This is a genomic window from Metallibacterium scheffleri (assembly GCF_002077135.1).
GTDB classification, from domain to species: domain Bacteria; phylum Pseudomonadota; class Gammaproteobacteria; order Xanthomonadales; family Rhodanobacteraceae; genus Metallibacterium; species Metallibacterium scheffleri.
Genome location: NZ_LDOS01000005.1, coordinates 204,146 through 221,407 on the forward strand (window position 1 = coordinate 204,146; position 17,262 = coordinate 221,407).

Genomic DNA, 17,262 nt, shown 5'->3' on the forward strand with positions numbered 1-17,262 from the left:
ATGAAACGGCTATCTGGCATCGTGCTGGTCGCGCTGATCATGTGCTTCGCGGTGCTTGCGCCGGTGCGGCGGGCAGATGCTTCTTCAACCTGTCCGAGCGCCGGCGGCGCTGGGGCCGTGTTTTCGAATATCTGCGTCGGCTGTCTTTTCCCCATCACGATTGCGGGCGCTGTAATCGGCGGGAGCCCGGCGGATGTCCCTATCGGCGCCGACATGAGTCCCGTCTGCTTTTGCAAATCGTTCATGGGCATCCCGATTCCTGGCATCACGATTGGCATGTGGATTCCGAAGCGTGTTGTGGAGTCAGTGCGAAATCCGTACTGCTCGCCGACCCTGGGCGGGTCGCTTGGCGGCAGTTCGGGCAGCGTGTTGGGTGGCTTGGCACACGGACTTCTCGGCGGTGACGGCGTATCAGCGGTGAAAGCCGGTAAGTCGCAGGGTTTCCACAATGTGCACGTTTTCCTCTATCCCATCGGCGAGATCATCGGCGACATGCTCTCGACTGCATGCCTCTCCGATGCTTCAGGGCCTGGCCTGATCTATGTGTCGGAACTCGATCCAAGCTGGAACAACGACCAGCTCGCTGAACTGATGACGCCGGAGGCGTCGGTTTTCGCGAACGAAGCCGCGGTCGCTTCTTGTATGGCGGATGCGGCCGCGTCGAGCACATACCAGCCGATCCCTTCGATGTACTGGTGCATGGGGTCATGGGGGACCAGCTATCCGTTCGACGGCGCGACGACTACCAGCGACGCGGTGCGGCAGAACTCGCTTGTGACGGCAAAAGCTGTCGCGAGGCTCCAACGATTCGGGTTGATCTTCAAGACGATGGGCCCGGATGCGGTTTGCAACGCCTACCCGGAGCCGGTGCTGGTCAAGAACCAATACAAGTTTCAGCAGTTGTGGCCGTTCCCGGAGACCACGAGCGATCACTGGATGGGCGCTGATCCGAATCTGTGGGGCGAATGGCGGCATGCCCCGATCGTTGGAGAGGACTATGTCACTTTGAACTGGCAGTTTTCGAACTGCTGTTTGTACTGATGGAACTGACGGGTGAGGATCGCCACTCATGCGCGGAGAAGAAAGATGAAAATGCATTACGCCACACTGGGTGTGATCCTCGCGGCCCTGGCCGGAGCGTCTGTTGCACAGCAGACGCCGGCGCAGCTTGGCAAACCCACGACTGCGATGCAGGTCAAGGCGGCGAGCGCGATCGGGCTTCGTGCCTATTTGCCGTTCAACGCCATGTCGAACACAGCGAAGAGCGCGACGGCACCGACGCCCATTAAGGTCCAGATGGGGACTTTCGACGCCGCGACGCAAACGGTCGTGTTGCCTGACGGTGTGCGCATCCCGATGAATGAGCTGTCGCCCAACTACACGGCGAACACGCCGGCCGCGCTGGGCGCCCGCGTCAATCCAGGCAATCTGCAGGCGAGCGGGCAAGCTGCGACAGAACGCATGGCCGGCTCGGGTGACATTAACGCGCAGGCGTGGCGTACGAGCACACAAGCTGGATCAATGGCTGGCGGCTACGGTGCGCAGACCGCGCTGCTTGGTCAAGCCGTCCAGCCCGTGCAAGGCACGCCGGGCGCGCTGGGCAGCATCGGCCTGAGCCCGAATCTCTACTTCGTTGGGGCGCAGGATGTCGTGCTTGTCGGCGTGGACCTGACCGGCGGGTATGGCCCCGCACAGGTGCGCTATGAGACAACGGGCGCATCGCTGCCGCCCAACCTTTATAGGCCGGTGTCCGGCACGTTGACCTGGCCGCGTGGGCAGGGTGGCGTCCGCTATATCGCCGTGCCGGTTGCTGCCTCGACGATTCAGGCGGCACGGGCGACTGGCGAGATCGACTTGACGCTGTTTGGTGCGAGCGGTGCCGAGCTATCGGGCGCCAGCACGGCGCGAATTGTCGCTGGCGAAGGCGGCGGGGGCGTCACCCTCCCGGGTTGCGGAGCTGCGGGATTGAACTGTCAGGGACAAACGAGCCCAGGGGCAGGGACAGTTGATCTAAAGCCGGTTTCGCCTTCCGTGCCGGTGAAACTGCCTGGCACTGGTCCATGCGTTCAAGCTGGCGCTCAAGCTGGTAAATCGACTGTTTCAATCGCGTGCCCCTGATCACCAGCGGCCTCAACTCAGAGCGAATCTTCTGGAGGGCCGCCTCGGCTTCGCGTACCGCTTGGTACTCGGATCCGTGTGCATGCTCGAGCAGAGATTCGATGCGGTAGCCCGTGGCTGTGAACATCGGAATGTCTTTGGTGAGGAAGGTGCGTTTTCCATCGACGATTTTGAACGTTTCGATGACCCGCCACGAAGCGACTGGCACGCAAAGTTTGTGCCGGCGCCGAACGATCAGCCCGATACCTGATCGGATTCCGCGTTTTCCCGCGGTCGCTACGAACTGTCTCATGTCTACCAGGCGTCTACGGGAGAACTCGGCCTGGACCTCTGCAACGGCGTCGGCGAGCCGGTCGATTTCAATGGAGATGGCGGCCAGGTCTTCTCTGGCATCAACCAATCGCGTCTCGAGGGATGCTTTGCGGAGCTTGGCCTTGGCAGCCTGTTGTTTATGGCTGTCCTTTTTCTTGGTGCGGCGTTTCCGATCCATGACGTCCAAGAGCAATGTGTGTGATCCGATTATGCGTTGGCTGTGTGATCGGCCATGAAGCGTTACTGCTTCTGAGAGGCGTTTTTGCGCCTGGCTTGAATGCTTCGCTGCTTTATGATCGGCAGGAACAACGAGAGGCTGGGAAAAGTGTCGACACGGAGCACGTTCTGGAAATTATTGAACATCCTGTGGCCGCAGGATGATGACGATGCACGAAAGTCGGACCCAATTGCTCAGCGCGCTGAGTTAGGCATGGGATCTGTCCGTCCCGTGCATGCATTCTCAGAGTGCGTCGGCCCCAACGGCACTGCGCGTGCGATACCCGTGCCTGCGATCGTCGAGCTTCTTAACCCGAAACTGCTGGAACTGCAGCATGAACTTGGCTTTGACGACGAGCGTTTTTCGCGCGTGGTCATGCCAATGATTCGGCGGTATGTCGGCTGGACACACCTATTGCCGGCAAGCGCCAACCATCACCATTCACGTCTTGGTGGGCTGGCGAGTCATGGCATCGAAGTAGCTACGCTGGCCGCACGGGCTACCCATAATTCTGTTATGGACTTTGACCCAAAATTCATGCGTGACCTAGAACTGCGGTCCAAGCGCAGAAGCCTATGGCCGCTCGCGGCTGCGACCGCCGCCATGCACCATGACATTGGCAAGCCTCTGATCGACTTGCTGGTAACCAGTACTGAAACGGGGTCTCTGTGGAACCCATTTGTTGAACCCATCGATGCATGGGTAGGGCGCGAGCACGTCGAGTACTACGCGATTCGCTGGCGTCCAGGTCCACGATTGAACAGGCATGAGGCCTTTGGCGTGTTGCTGATGGGCCAGATCGCCGGGCATGAGGTGTTCGGTGAATTGAGCGGCTTTGGACGCGACGTCATGGAAGCGGTTGTGATCGCAGTGATAGGAAGCGAGAACGACTCTTTCGGCCTGTCGCAGATGGTTGCCGCGGCCGATGCCGAAAGTTCGAAGACTGACCGATCACGGTTGAGCGAGTTCTGGTCGGAAGGCTCGTTGATGTCCGATCCAATCGTGAACCGCTTACTTGAATCAGCAAACGCGCTGCTCAAACGACGCTCGTGGGTTGCGAACGGTCCTGGTCATCCCATTCTGCTTTCGGAACAAGGGGCTTACCTGATTTGGCCGAAGGCTTTCAACTCGATGATGAAAGAGTTGCAGCAGCAACAGCGGGCCGTCGGTGTCCCGAACGACCCGGTTGAGGTCGCGCAGATGTTCGTGCGTGCAGGCGTTGCCAAGCCACGAATTCTTGCTAACGGCCAGCCGTCGGCGCTCTGGGCATTGGCCATGCCAGAGCAGGCCGAGAGCGGCGCCCACGCCGGCGGAGGCTCGCCGTTTGATGCGTTTGTGGACGCCATGAGGCAGACATCCCAGGCGCTCCTCATCCCGGACCCAAGTCCGATGCTGTCAGGCGTCGCGGTCGCAACTCCGATGGCGGTTCGTCTCGCTCCAGAGCCTGGTGCGGCGGTAATCGCCGATTCACATCCAGTAATGGCTGCGGAAACTGCCGGGACTGGCGTGGAAGCATTCGCTTGCGACGCGAATGAAACGCATGGCGCTGGCGTCATTCAACCGGCTGCTCCCGAGTTGCAGCGAGAATCGGCAATCGAAGCCGAAAGCACTAAAAACCTGGCCAGGTCGGGATCATCGACTGGAAATCAATCGCTCGAGGATGCTCCGTTGGACGAGCCTGGCGTCGCTATGCCTGATCCCGATGACAAGACTTCTGCATCAGATGATGTCGTTTCTGGTGCCGAGAATGTGCTGAAGAGCGTCGGGATGCTTGGCGCTGCCTTGATAGATCTGGCACGCAAAATCGCTGCTGATCAGAGTTTTCAGGCCAACGAGTATGTGTGCGAGCGGCGCAACGGCCCGCTGTTGGTCCGGTGGCCCAACGCAATCAAATGTGTCTCGAGTGATGTACGCGACATTGCGGACGAGATTGGGAACCACCCTGAGTATCTGTCCAACTCGCTTGATGGACGTGAGCTGCCATCCGGCGGATTGACCTACAGCTATGCGGTGCGCGGAAAGGCATGGAATGTGATCGCGCTGAACAGCGAACTCAGTACCGCGTTTTCAACCATTGCAAGATCAGGTCGACCGAGTTCCCCATGAATGAATCAACCATCAAGCAGCGTTATCTGCACCCGTTCCGGCATCACTACGAGCGTTGGCCCGCCTTGGCATGGTTTGGTGCTGGGATGCTAATGGTTGCCCAGATGCTGACCGCGGATGCGCCGCGTCTCGTCCTCGGTGTGTGCGCGCTGGTTTGCTTCGCGATTTCGGTGCCGTGGATGAAGCGTTGGTTTCGCCTGATGGAGACCCTTGAGCGCATGCAGGAATGCAAAGTTCAAGCAATTCCATACTCGCACTTTGACAGGGATGTTCATGCTGACAACTCGAAGATATTCGCAGGATGGGGCTTCGACTGGAACCAGCATGAAGCGCAAATGGCACACGAGGTGATACTGGCAGACCCGAAGAATATCCAACAGGCGTACGACGTCGAGTCACCAGGGCAGTCGTGGATCCACGGGATCAGCGTCGACGAAGCGGCGATCTACTTGCCAGTCGCCGACGAACACACACTGATTGTCGCGATGACTCGCTGGGGCAAGACGGTCCTATTCAGGCTTTTGATCGCGCAAGCTGTGCGCCGTGGCGAAGCGGTGATCGTGCTCGACCCAAAGGGCGACAAGGGGATGCGCGCCGCGACAATGCAGGCGTGCCACGAAGTTGGGAAGGATCTGCTGGAGTTCAACATGGCGTCGCCGGCAACGTCGGTTCGATTGGACCCTATGCGAACATTCGACGACGCATCCGAGTTGGCATCCCGTGTGGCAGCGCTACTGGGGCGCTCCACAAAGGACAAGGCCTTCACGGATTTCAGCTTCATGGTGCTGAACAACGTGTGCAACGGGTTGCTGTTGTGCCAGAGGCGACCGACACTGGTTTCCATCAAGCGCGTTCTGGACGGGGGGCTGGAGCAGCTCCTGTCTCAGGCGATCATTGCCTACTGCAACAGGGAACTCGCGCCGGGATGGGACGCTTCGCTGGATGGGTATCGGCGCTCGATTCAAGCGCGGCGCAAAAAGTCGTCTGGCTCATCCGAGAACGAGGCGTTGATGTTGACCCCCGACGAAGAAGCCAAAGCGCTGACTAATTTTTACCGCGAAAAGGTTTCGCACGTTCGCGGCAGCTCCGAGCTCGATGGCCTCATTGCAACGGTCGAGCATGACTCGGAACATCGTTCGAAGATGCTGACCTCCCTGATGCCGGTATTGACCAAGCTCACCAGTGGACCGTTGGCACGGCTGCTTTCGACCGATGAAACCGACCCTGGCGATACACGCAAAATCACCGACATCGCGCGCGTTATTGAACAGCAACAGGTGCTTTATGTCGGTTTGAACGCTCTGGCGAACGAAGACGTCGCCAATGCCATCGGCGAGATATTGATGGCCGATCTGGCTGCGGTTTGCGGCAGCCGCTACAACTATGCGACAACCAGAAAGGTGGTCTCGATCTACATCGATGAAGCGCCGGAGTTGCTGAATGCAGAACTCATCAAGTTGTTGAACAAGGGCGGTGGCGGTGCATTCCGGTTGACGCTTGCATGCCAGGTCATCAAGGACATCGAGGCGCGGCTCGGCAGTTCCGCAATGGCCGAGAAGGTCATCGGCAACATTGCAAATTTCATATTCGGACGTGTCACCGCAGAAGAGTCCCAGTCGTTCTTCACCGAGCGCCTTTTGAAAGTGCCGATCAGGTCACTTGAGCACTCGCGCACTGTTTCAACGCAAACCATGGAGCCCATGGAGTTCACATCCTCTCAGGGTGAGAGGCTGTCGGTTTCGATGGAGCCTCCGATCGACCCCGCGATGCTCGGATGCCTGCCCAAGTTGCAGTATTTCGGCTTGATTGGGAGCCGCCTCGTGAAGGTGCGTATTCCAGTGCTCGTGGCTGATGAAACATAATATACAAACAAGGCACGCTGATGACACGTGGACCCATCCGTGAAGTGAATGCCATAGATGCTGATGATGTGTTGGGCTCTGCGTTTACACAGCCAGAACTGTGGGTCCCGGCCCTGATTGAGCAATGTGAACTGAGCGCGGTCTACAGCCATTGGTCGCGCATGTGGCTTGACATGCCAGCATTTTTATACAGGCTTGCGCACTTTCTTTCGCAAGTGATCGTAGTCGACGCGGCTCCGGTGATCGAATCGTGCATCATTGCTGGCGGCATGGTGATGCGTCGCTGGGAAATGGATGGCAATTCAATCCGCATCGCCAAGCTCGGCGTCCGAGCAATGCTTGAACGTGCATTTGATGCATCGAGCGTTGAAGTTGTTATTGATGGTTCGCCTTGGCTTCCTTACAAGCACGGCCCCATCACGCCAATTCTTGCGGCATTGAAGGATGCAAAGGTTGAGCTTCGCAAGCGTTCTCCCGATGCAATACGACGTAGCCAGATGGAGCTTTCCGCAGCTTTTAGCCGATACGTCTATACCGGTGTCTGCGTCCGCACGCTACGCTGTGATTTTGTCAGTTTAATGGAGCTTACATAATGCCTTCTCCGCGCAAACAGACCATGCCATTGGCTGGCCAAATCATCATTGTATTTGTTCTCCTGGCCGGCCTCTTGCCGATGGTCGGGTCCAAGTTCATCGATAGCCAGATCATCAAAGAGCAAGTGATGATCCTGCGCTGGTTCGGTCCTGCCAAGGGCATGGAAATCGATGAGCGTGCATCATCATGGTTTAACGGATGGGCCGTGAATTCCGGCCTTATGCGTCATGCGATCGAAGGTTCGGCCAAGAGCAAGCTGAGTAGCCTATTCAAAATGGCGCATGGCGCAGGGTCGCCGAAGCCGGCCGCGGTAAGTAACTGCTCTTCGAAAGCTGGTTGTGCATCCGCGCCAAGTATCGCCATAGCGGGCGCGCCAGCCGCTGCGGTGCCTGGGCAGCAGACGCAACAGCCATTGGGTGCGGCCGCGGACGGCTCTCCCATCGTGCATCATTTGTACCTTTGGTGGATCACGGCTATCTTCGCGCTCGCGTATTTTGCGCTCCTGCGTTTGTCCACGCTGATCGCATGGCTACCTGTGTTATTGCCAATCATGATCGCGTTGCTGGTGCAGGCACACGCGCAACGGAAGCTCAAGTGGTACAGCTTCGGTGGTATCTCTGCGCGGCAATACAGGATGGGCATACGAATGAGCGGTTGGATGCTGGCCATTGCCATGGCCCTTTTCTTCGCGCCTGGTGCGTTGCCGCCTGTGGCGGTTGAACTGTGTCTACTGCTTTCGACTTCAGGCTTTGCGCTGATGTTGGCCAATGGCCACAAGCCTGCCTAGTGCTGTGCCACGGACACCGTCGCGTCTGCAAGGCCCATCTCCGACAGAAATACGCTTTCCCGCGTCTCGCGGCTCGCCGAGTAGGACATGATGAGTCGATGCTTGCTGCGGGTCATGCCGACATAGCAGAGCCTGCGCTCCTCGACCACCGGGCTCTGTGTGTGAGGCAGCACTCCCTCGCGCATCGAAGCCATCCAGACGTTGTCGAACTCAAGGCCTTTCGATGCGTGCAGTGTGAGCAGCGCCAGACGGGATTGATTCTGCTTTTTGTCTTTCTGCTGCCTCATGGCTTGCTCGATCGCTTGGTAGATTGTGCGGATCGACCCGCGCATGCCGTTGAGGATCTCGACGACGGTGCGTAGCAGGAACGGATCCGCAACCACGTCGCCGCTCATGGCAACGATACTGGCGGCAGCGCTGATGAACGCGGCCGGTTCCTCCTGCACGGCAGTAAGCAGCCTGGCATAAGCTGGCTGCAGGTTCTGCCAAACATCCAGGTCATGCTCGGAAAGCGATACTACCCAGGCTTTGTTGCGTGTGATGGCCGCGAGGTTGCCGCCAGCTGCGTGGAGAACCGTACGGGCCGAGTTGACACCTTCGTACGTCATGCCGCAGGCGGCCATCGGCATGGTCGCACCAACGATGTCGCCGGCGACGACAGAGCCCATGAGCCCGCGCATCAAGCCGGGCACGCCGCCCGACCAGATCGAGCCGTCCACACCACCGGAATAATCGATGCCGGCGCTGTAGATGGCGGTCTCGATAGCGCGCAGCAAACCTCTTGTGCGCGCCAGGACGGCCCATGACTGGTCACCCGCGGCATCGGCTTGGATGACGCGTATCATGTCGGCAACTTCTGCTGCCAAGTTCGGAAAGTCCCTACGCTCGACGATGCCGCGGCTGGATGATGCACTGGTGATCCGCTTCGGTATTCTGGCCGGATTGTTGCGAATCAGACGGCTGGCATGCGCGACGATGGCCGATGGGCAGCGATAGGTTGTATCAAGCGTGATTTGCTCCGCCCTCGTGTAGTCAGCGAAATGCATCATGCCGTCATACCCACGTGCATTGCGGAACTGGTAAATGCTTTGGTCGTCGTCGCCCACGCATGTCACAAGGATGCCCCTGTCGGCGTGCGCGAGAACCCAGTCGATTTGCATCTGGTCTGCATCCTGCGCTTCGTCCACCAGCAGGTGCGTCACAGTGAGCGGATTCAACGCACCGGCCTGCATACCTTGGACGGCGTACTCGATGATGTCGTCGAAATCGAGCATGCGCTGGGCGCGCAGCTGGGCCTGGTAGTGGTCAAGCGCTGCTCTGACAACTTCGCCGTCGGCTGTTGGCGGGATGTGCCCGCGGTTAGCCTTGACGTAGGCCATTTGTTGGCGGAGATCGTGCCGTTTGATGCGCGTCCTGAATCTCCTGACGACGTGCTCCCACGCTTTGGTGATGAGTACATCACTGTGGGCTTCAGTCGCGATCGTGAATGGCCTTTTGCCGTTGGCGTAGACCTCAAACTGTTTGAGCGCGAGTTGGTGGAACGTGCCGGAGAGCACTCTCTGTGCAGCGCTGGATCCGGCGCTGTTTGCGACACGCGAACGCATTTCCTCGGCTGCCGCCCTGGTGAATGTCACCATGCCAATCTGGGCGTGGGCGGACAGCGTGAGGATGTGCTTCGCACGTTCGATGAGTGTGTGTGTCTTCCCTGATCCGGGGCAGGCAACGATTAAACAATGCCCGTGCGCATCGACGGCGCGCTGCTGCCCCGGATTGAGGGCCATGTGTCAGGCTGCGTCCGAAGTCGCAGCGGCGCCGGCGTCTTCCGGCTGGACTTGGGTTGCGCCTTCATCGAGCACCGATTCGGCCTTGGTACGGCGTTTGCTGCGTGGCAAGGGGCTCATTTCAGACTCCGCCATGTGCGGGTCTTCCGCGTGCAGTTCGGCTTCGCCCATATCGGGCGTCTTGTCGGTATCGATGCCCGATTCGACCACATCGCTGATGATGGCGTCGGATTGCCGGACCACGGCCTCGGCTGCTTCGCGTTCGGCCTGCACCGTGCTCTCGTTGGCGCGCCGCTCGGCCTCCGCACGATCACGACGGAGCTTCGCGTAAGCCTTGGTGTGAATGATGTAGATGCTCTTGGCCAGATTGATCGAACGCGTGCGCAGCCGGAAATTGCAGCGCTTGAAGTCGACTTCATCCATGAACCCTTCCATCCAGAGCCTGGCGTAGTTGGTGATCAGTTGGTCAGCGGCCTGAATGCACTCGATGAACTTGCGCACGCGTGGCGTATAGACGCGGACGGCCTTCTCTTCAATGCGGTTGTGACCGCCAGAATCGAGCGGGCGAAGGTTGTCCTCGAGCATCTTGGTTGCACGCGCGGACTCGCCTTCGATGTAGGCAGAAAATGCGGTGAAGTCTTTATCGACCTGCTTCATGACGACACGCCATTCGTCATCGTCACGCGTGATGATCGGAGCGATGCGCTCGAGCTGGAACAGGGCGAATTGCACCGGGTGATACGTCCGGCTGAACGCGATCTGGCTCGGACGGTTCCTGAGCTTGACCGCAACTTCAAGGTAGAACTCACTCGAGCGAGGCTCGAAATAGAACCCGTCCCTCTTACGTCCCGCGGACGTGGCAAAGGCGTTGATGCGACGCGGTTCTTGGGGCGCGGCGAAGCGCGCTGAGTCATCAAGTGCTTCGGACGTGTGGACCGGCGCCACGGCTTCTGCGTTCATGCTGTGAACTCCCATGTAGGTGGTTGTGCAACCTTGCCACGGCCGCAGCCACCACCGGCCATGAAATGGCCATTGAGAGGCAAATCGGGGTTATTGCTGATTGACAAGGCCGTACTTGTGGCCTTGACTGACCGGAAAGCGATGGCGATACTGGGCTTGCGGGTACGCCCGCCGAGTGGGTCGCTCGCTTCCTGACTCCGCCTCTGTTGTTGCCGGGTTTCTCTGCAGGCTCGCGCCGCGCCGTAAGTACGTAGCCTCGCGCTGCATATTTACGAGGCGGCGTGCCCTTTCGCATGCCTGGCCTACCTCCTCCGATCTTTTCCCGCCCGCTGAGAAGCGGCGGCGGTGCGCGGCCGATGCGCGTTTTTCAGGCTTGCAGGAATGCACATTCGTGCTTCACTGCTTGTGGAGGTGTCGATGACTGACTTGAATCTTGTGATGATCGAAGGTCGCCTCGGCGATGACCCGAAGATCTCGCGGCAGGGCAAGCGATCGCATGCCCGGTGTCGCGTCGCCACGAATCGCCGCTGGAAGGGCGATGATGGCGAATGGCATGAGCGCGCGACCTGGCATCTCGTGGTTGCTTTTGACGTGGTAGCCGAGCAGATCGCGTTACTCCGAAAGGGCGACGGTATTTTCGTTCGTGGCGAGCTGAATGTCCGCGAATACGTCGCATCCGATGAGGCGGTGCGGTATGAGCATCAGATCGTGGCTCATGATGTGCGCTCGCCGTTGAAGATCCTGGTCGCCGGTGCGGAAACGCCGCGTCAAACGGCCACCCCTTCTCGCAATGAGCAGGGGCCAGCGCGTGTTGGCAGAGCTTCGGCGAGTAGTCGCGATGCCCAGCAGGCGCGCTATGAAACGCCTGCGCCGGTACGGCAACGGCCTGTGCAGACACGGCCTGACGCGCAACCACCGCGGCCAAGCACTACGCCAAGGGCTGAAGACGAACTCCCCGCGGAGGACGTGTTCGGCGATCTCGAACAATTCATTCAATCTGGAGGTGACCAATGAGCCAGCAACAAGGCGTCATCAAGTTGCTCAATTTCCGGGATGGCGAGTACGTGGAACAGCCCTACAAGCTGTTTTCGGTGCGCCTGCCCGAGTTTCTCAAGCGTTTCCCCCCTGACAAGGGTTGGCGCGTTGTGCGCAGCGTGCAGTCGGCGTGCGAGTTGTCGCCGGTCCTGACCAAACTGCACGAAGCTGCGATTACGGCCGGCAAGTCGCCTGAGTCGCTAGGCATCCCGCCAATCCCAAGTGGTTTTGTGATGACCGCGAGGCTTCTGGATTCGCAGGGCAACGAGGTGGCTAGCGGTTCGGCATTCTCGATGGGCTTGGACCTGCAGTACGCAGTCCAGTCTGCACGTACTGGCGAAGGCGATGTCCTGCGCAAGGACTTCGAGGCGGGCGAAACGGCTGCATTTCAACGTCTGCTCGCCGCTGTTGGCCTTGGTGGCGACGTGCTGGATGCTGATGAGTCACATACGATCAAGGATATGGGCAAAACGCCGCCTGCGTCGATTGCTCCAGTATCGACCACCACCCCGGCCCAAAGTGGCAAGACTCGCAAGTCACAACCACAGGCTGCTGGCGGCGAAGCAAGCCTGTTGGGCCAGGTGAACGCCGTGCCGTGTGCGCCAAAACCTGGCTGCAACACGATGTTGGCCGCGTCAGCGGGCAACGAAGTGAGTGTGGTCGAGGTCGGCGGCGGCGCTGGTGTTGTAGGGCGCGGCGGTGTCGATCGTGCTGGTCAAGCGCAGCTGCGGAGCATGCAGCAGCAGATCGGGCGCATCGCCAAGCAGCTGCGCGTTGATGCAGTGCCTGTTGTCACGCTTGACGAAGCGACCGCCGAGCTGGCACGCCTCGGCGATCTGGTCAAACAGGCCGCGGGCAAGAGCTAAAGCCGCTTCAAACGGCAATCCCAACCGGGAGTCCAACCTCCCGGGTTGGGCTCCTTCCATTTACAGAAGGAGTAGGCGATGGATGCGATTTTTCTTAGCCCAACAGCGACGTTGAAATACGAAGATTGCGGGCACCAGTATTACCTGACGAACGTCCTCAAAATCCGAACGGCACAAGTCGGTCATGCGTTGCCTTTCGGCAAGGCTGGGCATCTGGCTTGCCTGGCTTATATCAAGGCTCAAGCGGAAGGCAGGGAGAACCTGGATCCGGTTCCGATCTTTCGGGAAGCGTGGGAACGCGCGTTGGCCACCGAGGTCATCGAGTTCAGCCGCTATTCGCCGGAGGAACTGATGGTCATCGGGACCAACCTGGTCAAGGCGTTTCCCGAGGCGTGGGCCGCGACAGGGTGGCGCGCGCTGACCAACGCCAACGGTGCGTTGGTGGAGGCCAGGATGCGTGTCACCGTTGGGGATGGCGTCGTCCTGTCCGGTGAAGCCGATATGCTGATCGAGGACAGGGATGGCCGGATTGGCGTGCCTGATCTCAAGTTCCCGGCAGCCAAAGCGTTTGAAGGCTTTGCCATGGCCTCGGATCAGCTCACGGCCTACAACATCCTTGTCAATGCCCACCTCGCATCGCTCGGGCTGAAGAAAAGGGTGGAATGGCTCGGCTTTCTCGAGGGCCTCAAGAAGAAGTCTGTGGAGTGGACTCACCAGACCTCTCCCGCACGTTCTGATGCCCAGATGGAAGCCTATCTCAGGAAGCTTGTTTTTCTTGCTCGATCGATCCGCGAGGGGCACTTTCACAAGCGCAGCGCTGCGGCATTCAATTCGCCGTGCAGTCTCTGTGATATGAGGAGCCTCTGCCTGAGTGGCTCGGCCGATGGTCTCGTTCTATCGGATGATGCGAAACAGGCCTTGGGCATGACGCCCGAACTTCCGATGGTTGCCTGATCATCGGCGGCAACATCCTGAACGGCCAATCCCTGCGGGGGTTGGCCGTTTTTGTTGGTCTATTCGTCGGACCCCGCTTTTGCCTCTCAGAGGAATATTCGTCGCCAGGGTGCCTCCGCCCCGCTGGCATAGTTCCTTGGCACGCGCCGTCTGGCGCGCAGGACACATTGGCGAGGAATCCCAACATGATTGAGCAAGGCCCGAAGGTCAGGCTGACTTGGATGCTGGCACTGAGCGTGATGGCTGCGCTCACGCTGGTGTCCATTGGCGCGCAAGCCGCAGGCGAAACGTGGAGCGCGCCGGTCAACGACGCTACGGGCAAGCCTGTGCCCATCGTCCTTCCTGCAACCACGTCCGGTTTCGAGCACGCGGAGCCGGCGGCATCGTCAACGGCGGCGGCCCCACACGCCATGCATGTCAGGCGCGCTCCCGCTTCACCATGGCGGGCCGTGCCCGACAAGGCCGCGCCCTCTGCGCTGCCGGATACGATGACGCGCGCGACGGGCACCGCGGGGAACCATGGGCAGACCGGCGTACCGGACGGCGTGACCGCGCTGCCGCAGATACCCGCTGGCGATCTGCTGGTCATCACCGCGCGTGCACCAGCGCGGGCGGCGCCACTGTCACGACGTGAACTCGATGTGCTGAACGCTCGTGTCAAGCGCGTACTGACGCCCGCTGGACATACCACTGTGTCGTACGCGTCCCATTCGATCACGGTCAGTGATACGCCGGCTGGCGAGCGCGGCGTGGAGGGCTACCTGGCACACATCAACAGTCGCCCTGCTGTGTACGGTTACCGGGTCCGCTACCACGTCGAGGCACCCCAGGTGCCCTTGTCGGGAGTAGCCATGTCTACCCCCGCGACGCCGCCGTTCATGCTGAAGCCCGGCGAGACGCTATCGCACGCGCTCGCACAGTACGTCGCGCTGCACGGCTGGAAGCTGGTGTGGAGCATCAAGAACGACTACGTGCTCTCTGATCCATTCCCGATCCCTGGCCGCGATGACGTGATCTCCGGGGTGAGTTATGTGGTGAAGGCATACCAGGCGCAAGGCGGATTGCTCGGGGATGCGCCTGTGTTTGCCGTGCCCAACCACGTCGTGGTGATCAGGCCAATGACTGTTTCGATGGAGCAAGCGCGATGAAGAGGATTTCCACCTCGATGAGGGTGCTGACAGTAGCTGTCACCACGGCACTGCTGAGCGCGTGCGCGACGATGCACGCCATCAACAAGCAGTCCCTGGTGCAATACCATCAGACGTTGCACCAGACCGATCGAGGTCTGCTTGCGATCGGCAAGAACGTCAAGCCTGTTGGAGGTCCGATTATCTCGGACTTGCCTTATGTGTCCACGACGTCGATTGCACACCGCAGCAACCTTCCAAGCCTGTTCGATGAACGCGCGACGCTCAATGCGCCATTGGGCGAGGCAGTCGCCAGCATCTTGAATACGGTCGAGGCGCGGACGGGCATCACGATCAACGCGGATCCCGACTTGCTGCAGCACACGGTGAAGCAAGGTGACGCCCGTCAGCCTGCGACGATGGATGCAACGCTGGCGTTGCCGCCGCTCTCGAGCCTCGCCGGCGGCTCGACCGCGCGATCGAGCGTCTCTATCGATTATCAGGGCACGGTCAAGGGCATGTTCGATGCGATCGCAAACGCGCTCGATGCGCGCTGGAGCTATGACCGCGACAGCAACACCGTGCACCTCTATCGCTACGAGACCCGGGCATTTCATATCGACACGATCCCCGGTGACGCGAGCACAACCGACACGGTTTCAAGCGGCGGCATGAGTGGTGGTGTCCAAGGCGGGCAGGGACAGACCGTTCGCGTTGATCAGGCGCAGAGCAGCACCGTTTTTGGCGGGAAGCTGTCCGTTTGGGATTCGCTGGCGGCGAGCATCAAGCCCATGCTTTCGCCAGCAGGAACGATGGTGCTATCGGAACCCACGGCGACGATCACGGTGCATGACCGTTGGAACCGCGTGCAGGCCATCGGGCGCTTCATCAGGAAGATGAACGCGATTTTGGCAGAGCAGGTCGAGGTCAATATCGCGGTCTATCGCGTACAGGTGAACAACCAAGACAATCGCGGGATCAACTGGGGCCTGCTCTATAACGCGCTCGGCCAGCAAGCTGCAGATGCTGGCCTGACGATCGCAACGCCTCGGCCCTCTGGAACGGGTCTTTCTTCATTGGTCATATCGGCGCCGAATGCGCGTGCGAACGGCAATGCCACGCCGTGGTCTGGCAGCCAGTTCTTCATCGATGCATTGAGCACGTTGGGCAAGACCAGCGTCGTCACGAACGCAAGCGTGGAGACGGTGAACAACCAGCCGGCGCCGGTCAAGGTGGTGCAAACCACGACCTATCTGGCGCAAACGACCAGCTTGTACACCAACGGTGTTGGCGGTGGTAACACTGGTGTCGTTGGTGCGGGCGCAACCCTGACGCCGGGCACGGTCGAGACGGGGTTCAACATGCAGGTACTGCCCAGCGTGCAGCCCGATGGCCGCCGCATCCTGCTGCAGGCGATGATTTCCATCTCAACGCTCGACAGCCTTAATAGCTACACCTCTGGCGGCGAAACGATTCAGGAGCCGCAGGTCAGCGCGCGGACCGTGTTGCAGCGTGCCTGGCTCAAATCCGGCGAGTCGTTGGTCCTGGCCGGCTATCAGGACACTGAGGCCGACAACACCACACAAACACCACTGAGCAAATCGACCTGGTGGTTCGGTGGCAACCGCAATGTGCAAAACACGCGCGATGCACTGGTGATCGTGATTACGCCGGTCGCCATGGCGGCCAAGAGCACGTTCTGAGGATCGGAACATGAGCGAGAAGAAACCGATGAATAAGGCACGGAAAGTTCTCTTGGCGACCGTGGTCGCGCTGGCGCTGGGCGGCGGCGGATTCTGGTATGCACAGAATGCCGGTCTGCCGGGAAGCGTGAATGGCGCGCTTGCGCGCCCACAGATGACGCTGTTCCGGCGTCCCATGGCTAGCGGGATCGCAAAGGTCAAGGCAGCCGTCGCAGCACCAGGCCCCGCATCGACTGCAACTGCGAGTACGACCGCATCCCCAATGATTGCGCATTCGATTGACGCACAGATCAACCCCGGCGCGCAGGCGGCTGCGCCGCATGCGGTGGCGATGATGAGCGACGCCGCAGCGCATGGCGCTGTTGATCGCGCGGGCAACGATAACGCTGATGTAGCCGTCGTTGACCCTTCATTCTTCGAGAACGAATCGATGCTTCAACGCCAGCTGCGCATTCTGAAGCTCAAGGAACAAATCAGCACGATCCAGGCGAAGCTGGACAAGATCAATGGCGGCGCGCCCGCGGTCGCTGCAAAGGGGCCGACGGTCACGGTTGCAGCCGCGCCGCCCACGCCAGGTGGGGCCGATGCGACAACGAAGACCGTATCGAGTGTGTCGCTGCCCACACTGCCGGCGTTGCCACAGCCGCCCGAGTTCACTTTGAAGTCCGTTCTCGGTGTGGGCAGTCAATACACGGCTGTGATATCGGCCCATGGCATGAGTCAGGCCGTTCATGTCGGTGACCATCTAGGTCACGCCTGGACTGTGACAAGCATTTGGCCGCGTCATGTCGTGCTGACGCGTGGTCATGACACCAAGATCGTTCGTCTCGGAGGCTGACC

General features: G+C 60.0%; 14 protein-coding genes and 1 pseudogene. 12 read left to right on the top strand and 3 right to left on the bottom strand.

Going from position 1 to position 17,262, the window contains the following annotated elements:
* Both Mschef_RS16175 and Mschef_RS17470 read left to right on the top strand, forming a co-directional pair.
* Complete coding sequence (locus tag Mschef_RS16175; RefSeq protein ID WP_168708855.1) at window positions 1-1,041, top strand: TraU family protein; 1,041 nt, start codon at window positions 1-3, stop codon at window positions 1,039-1,041.
* Window positions 1,042-1,086: 45 nt separating this feature from the next.
* Window positions 1,087-2,118, top strand: a complete 1,032-nt coding sequence (locus tag Mschef_RS17470; RefSeq protein WP_136256300.1) for a hypothetical protein — start codon at window positions 1,087-1,089, stop codon at window positions 2,116-2,118.
* Between the two features lie 64 nt (window positions 2,119-2,182).
* Here the strand turns inward: Mschef_RS17470 and Mschef_RS18500 are convergent.
* Window positions 2,183-2,608: pseudogene (locus tag Mschef_RS18500) on the bottom strand (hypothetical protein); the annotation flags it as partial.
* Window positions 2,609-2,785: 177 nt separating this feature from the next.
* Between Mschef_RS18500 and mobH the strand changes: the two are divergent.
* From mobH to Mschef_RS16200, 4 genes are read left to right on the top strand one after another with little or no spacing between them, the layout of a single operon-like run.
* On the top strand, window positions 2,786-4,753 hold the full coding sequence (mobH, locus tag Mschef_RS16185; protein ID WP_168708857.1) for a MobH family relaxase: 1,968 nt from the start codon (window positions 2,786-2,788) through the stop codon (window positions 4,751-4,753).
* Window positions 4,750-6,615 carry a conjugative transfer system coupling protein TraD gene (gene traD, locus Mschef_RS16190; protein ID WP_168708858.1) on the top strand — a complete coding sequence of 622 codons (1,866 nt, stop codon included), beginning with the start codon at window positions 4,750-4,752 and terminating at the stop codon, window positions 6,613-6,615. Before mobH ends, traD begins: the two co-directional genes overlap by 4 nt.
* A gap of 20 nt (window positions 6,616-6,635) precedes the next feature.
* On the top strand, window positions 6,636-7,208 hold the full coding sequence (locus tag Mschef_RS16195) for a hypothetical protein (RefSeq protein ID WP_136256301.1): 573 nt from the start codon (window positions 6,636-6,638) through the stop codon (window positions 7,206-7,208).
* The gene (locus tag Mschef_RS16200) at window positions 7,208-7,996 is read left to right on the top strand and encodes an IncC plasmid conjugative DNA transfer DtrJ family protein (RefSeq protein WP_081130261.1); all 789 of its coding nucleotides are present in this window, start codon (window positions 7,208-7,210) and stop codon (window positions 7,994-7,996) included. Before Mschef_RS16195 ends, Mschef_RS16200 begins: the two co-directional genes overlap by 1 nt.
* Here Mschef_RS16200 and Mschef_RS16205 read toward each other — a convergent pair.
* Together Mschef_RS16205 and Mschef_RS16210 are read right to left on the bottom strand one after the other, a co-directional pair.
* Window positions 7,993-9,777, bottom strand: a complete 1,785-nt coding sequence (locus Mschef_RS16205; protein WP_081130262.1) for an ATP-dependent helicase — start codon at window positions 9,775-9,777, stop codon at window positions 7,993-7,995. The two genes, Mschef_RS16200 and Mschef_RS16205, sit on opposite strands and share 4 nt — an antisense overlap.
* Before the next feature lie 3 nt (window positions 9,778-9,780).
* Window positions 9,781-10,737, bottom strand: a complete 957-nt coding sequence (locus Mschef_RS16210; RefSeq protein ID WP_081130263.1) for a hypothetical protein — start codon at window positions 10,735-10,737, stop codon at window positions 9,781-9,783.
* A 417-nt stretch (window positions 10,738-11,154) separates the two neighbouring features.
* On the opposite strand from Mschef_RS16210, the gene Mschef_RS16215 reads away from it, so the two are divergent.
* From Mschef_RS16215 to Mschef_RS16240, 6 genes are all read left to right on the top strand, one after another.
* Entirely contained in the window at window positions 11,155-11,751 is a 597-nt protein-coding gene (locus Mschef_RS16215; protein WP_168708859.1) for a single-stranded DNA-binding protein, read from the top strand.
* Window positions 11,748-12,638: a hypothetical protein gene (locus Mschef_RS16220; protein ID WP_081130265.1), complete on the top strand. Its 891-nt coding sequence runs from the start codon at window positions 11,748-11,750 to the stop codon at window positions 12,636-12,638. Before Mschef_RS16215 ends, Mschef_RS16220 begins: the two co-directional genes overlap by 4 nt.
* A gap of 78 nt (window positions 12,639-12,716) precedes the next feature.
* Window positions 12,717-13,592, top strand: a complete 876-nt coding sequence (locus Mschef_RS16225; RefSeq protein WP_081130266.1) for a PD-(D/E)XK nuclease family protein — start codon at window positions 12,717-12,719, stop codon at window positions 13,590-13,592.
* Between the two features lie 221 nt (window positions 13,593-13,813).
* Window positions 13,814-14,740, top strand: coding sequence for a TcpQ domain-containing protein (locus Mschef_RS16230; protein WP_168708860.1), 927 nt, complete (start codon window positions 13,814-13,816; stop codon window positions 14,738-14,740).
* Window positions 14,737-16,422 (top strand): hypothetical protein, encoded by a 1,686-nt coding sequence (locus Mschef_RS16235; RefSeq protein ID WP_081130268.1) that lies wholly within the window; start codon window positions 14,737-14,739, stop codon window positions 16,420-16,422. Before Mschef_RS16230 ends, Mschef_RS16235 begins: the two co-directional genes overlap by 4 nt.
* Before the next feature lie 10 nt (window positions 16,423-16,432).
* On the top strand, window positions 16,433-17,260 hold the full coding sequence (locus Mschef_RS16240) for a hypothetical protein (protein ID WP_136256302.1): 828 nt from the start codon (window positions 16,433-16,435) through the stop codon (window positions 17,258-17,260).
* The last annotated feature ends 2 nt before the right edge of the window (window positions 17,261-17,262 follow it).